At 69.7% G+C, this 3,113-nt stretch carries 3 protein-coding genes and 1 pseudogene; all 4 read left to right on the plus strand.

The features are described from left to right. Positions 1–339: pseudogene (locus VN520_RS30005) on the plus strand (sugar ABC transporter substrate-binding protein); the annotation flags it as partial. Then, positions 336–1,301 carry a sugar ABC transporter permease gene (locus tag VN520_RS30010; RefSeq protein ID WP_325750089.1) on the plus strand — a complete coding sequence of 322 codons (966 nt, stop codon included), beginning with the start codon at positions 336–338 and terminating at the stop codon, positions 1,299–1,301. The pseudogene VN520_RS30005 and the gene VN520_RS30010, both read left to right, overlap by 4 nt. Next, positions 1,298–2,176, plus strand: a complete 879-nt coding sequence (locus VN520_RS30015) for a carbohydrate ABC transporter permease (RefSeq protein ID WP_325750090.1) — start codon at positions 1,298–1,300, stop codon at positions 2,174–2,176. The genes VN520_RS30010 and VN520_RS30015 overlap by 4 nt, the downstream gene beginning before the upstream one ends. Then, positions 2,176–3,113 (plus strand): zinc-dependent alcohol dehydrogenase family protein (locus VN520_RS30020; protein WP_325750091.1); only part of this gene is annotated, 938 nt, incomplete at its 3' end. The genes VN520_RS30015 and VN520_RS30020, both read left to right, overlap by 1 nt.

A 3,113-nucleotide genomic window follows, 5' to 3' on the forward strand; every position in this document is an offset into this window, starting at 1 on the left:
AGCAAGGAGTACGAGTCACTCGTCGGCGAGACGAGCGGCTGGTCCGCCGTCCCGGCCGGCAAACGCGCCTCCACCTACGACAACCCCGAATACCGCAAGGCGGCAGGTGCCTTCGCGGACGTCACCGAGCAGGCCATCTCCGGCGCCGACCCGAAGAACCCGGGCACCCAGCCCCGCCCCGTGCCCGGCATCCAGTTCGTCGGCATCCCCGAATTCACCGATCTCGGCACCCGGGTCGCGCAGGAGATCAGCTCGGCCATAGCCGGCCGCCAGTCCGTCGACAAGGCGCTGGCCACCTCCCAGAAGCTGGCCGAACAGGTCGCCAAGGAGTACCGATGACCACAGCAGCCGGCACCACGCCCCAGTCACCGCCCCGGCCACCGTCCACCTCCGCCCGCAGGAGGACCGGCCCCCGGGCCTGGGCCACCAGGGCGCCGCTCCTGCCCGCGCTCGTCTTCCTGATCGTCGTCACCCAGCTGCCGTTCGTGGCGACCCTGGTGATCTCCCTCTTCGACTGGAACTCCCTCAACCCCGACAAGCGCGCCTTCAACGGGCTCGACAACTACGCCTCCGTCTTCACGGATGCCGCACTCCGCGACTCGGTCCTCACCACGATCCTGCTCACCACGGGTGTCGTCATCGCCACCGTGGTCATCGGACTGGCCCTCGCGCTGCTCCTGGACCGCGCGTTCTTCGGCCGCGGCCTGGTCCGCACCCTGCTCATCACGCCGTTCCTGATCGTGCCCGTCTCCGCCGCGCTGCTGTGGAAGCACGCCCTCTACAACCCGGAGTACGGCCTCCTCAACGGCGCACTGAGCTGGGTCGGGGAGCTCTTCGGGGACACCACCGCGAGCCAGCCGGACTGGATCGCCGACATGCCGCTGCTCGCCGTCGTCGCCGCGCTGGTCTGGCAGTGGACGCCGTTCATGATGCTGATCCTGCTCGCAGGACTCCAGAGCCGGCCTGCGGAAGTCGTCGAGGCCGCGCGCCTCGACGGGGCGGGCGCCTGGCAGACCTTCCGCTACCTGACCCTGCCGCACCTGCGCAGATACCTCGAACTCGGGGTCCTGCTCGGCGCCGTGTACATCGTGCAGAACTTCGACGCGGTGTTCACCATCACCGCCGGAGGCCTCGGCACCGCCAACCTTCCGTACACGATCTACCAGACCTTCTACCAGGCCCACGAATACGGACTGGCGTCCGCCGCGGGAGTCGTCGTGGTGATCGGCACGATCATCATCGCCACCTTCGCGCTCCGGACCGTCTCGTCCCTCTTCAGTGAGGAGGCGAACCGCGCATGACCGCCACCACCGTCCCCGCGCCCGCCCCGTCCGCGCGACGCGTCCTGCGCAGAGCCAGACGACGCTCCGCCGCGCTCGGCCTGCTGGCCTGGGCGGCAGGACTCGTCTTCTGCCTGCCCGCGCTGTGGATGCTGCTGACGTCGCTGCACGCCGAGTCCGACGCCGCGACCAACCCGCCCTCCCTCTTCGCGCCGCTCACCCTCAACGGCTACCGGTCCTTCTTCGGTTCCGACACCGGCGTCACCCCCTGGCCGCCGCTCCTCAACTCCCTGGGCGCCTCCTTCTTCTCCACGGTCCTGGTGCTCCTGCTGGCGCTCCCGGCGGCGTACGCCCTGTCCATCCGGCGCGTACGCAAGTGGACGGACGTGATGTTCTTCTTCCTCTCCACGAAGATGCTCCCCGTGGTCGCGGGGCTCCTCCCCGTCTACCTGTTCGCCAAGAACGCCGGGATGCTGGACAACATCTGGCTCCTCGTCCTGCTCTACACCTCGATGAACCTGCCGATCGCCGTCTGGATGATGCAGTCCTTCCTCGCCGACGTCCCGGTGTCCGTCATCGAGGCGGCCCAGGTCGACGGCGCGAGACTGCCGACCGTCCTGGCCCGCGTGGTCGCGCCGATGGCGGCGCCGGGCATCGCGGCGACCGCCCTGATCTGCTTCATCTTCAGCTGGAACGAACTGCTCTTCGCACGGGTGCTCACCGGTGTCGTCGCCCAGACCGCCCCCGTCTTCCTCACCGGATTCGTCACCAGCCAGGGCCTCTTCCTCGCCCAGCTGTGTGCCGCCTCCGTCGTCGTGTCCCTGCCGGTGCTCGCCGCCGGCTACGCCGCCCAGGACAAACTCGTCCAGGGCCTGTCTCTTGGAGCAGTGAAATAATGCGGGCAGCGATCGTCGAAGCCCCCGGCAAGGTCTCCGTCACCACCGTCCCCGACCCGGCGCCCGGCCCTCGCGAAGTCGTCGTGTCCGTCGCCTCGTGCGGGCTCTGCGGCACCGATCTGCACATCCTGCAGGGGGAGTTCGCGCCCACCCTGCCGATCGTCCCCGGCCACGAGTTCGCCGGGGAGATCGTGGGTGTCGGGCGCGACGTCACGGAGCTGGCCGTCGGCGACAGGGTCGCCGTCGACCCCTCCCTCCACTGCCACGAGTGCCGTTACTGCCGCAGCGGACGCGGCAACCTCTGCGAGCGCTGGGCCGCCATCGGCGTCACCGTCCCGGGCGGCGCCGCTGAGTACGCCGTCGCCCCCGTGGCCAACTGCGTCAAACTGCCCGAGCACATCGACGTCAAGGACGCGGCCCTGATCGAACCGCTGTCCTGCGCGGTCCGGGGCTACGACGTACTGAGCAGCACCCTCGGCGCCGAGGTGCTCATCTACGGCTCCGGGACCATGGGCCTGATGATGCTGGAGCTCGCCAAGCGCACCGGGGCGGCCGGCGTCGACATCCTGGACGTCAACCCCGAACGCCTGGCCACAGCCGCCCTCCTCGGCTGCTCCCGGTCCGCGGCCGGGGCCGACGAGCTGGACCGTCCGGCCGGCTGGGACGTCGTCATCGACGCCACGGGCAACGCGGGCGCGATCCAGGACGGTCTGGGACGCGTCGCCAAGGGAGGGACCTTCCTCCAGTTCGGGGTCGCCGACTACGCGACGACGGCGGTCATCGAGCCGTACCGCATCTACAACCAGGAGATCACCATCACCGGCTCCATGGCCGTCCTGCACAGCTACGAACGCGCCGCGGAACTCTTCGCCAACGGCGTCCTGGACCCCGACACCTTCATCAGCGACCGCATCCCCCTCGACCGCTACCCCGAGGC

The sequence above is a fragment of the Streptomyces sp. genome, from assembly GCF_035563135.1.
Taxonomy (GTDB): Bacteria; Actinomycetota; Actinomycetes; order Streptomycetales; family Streptomycetaceae; genus Streptomyces.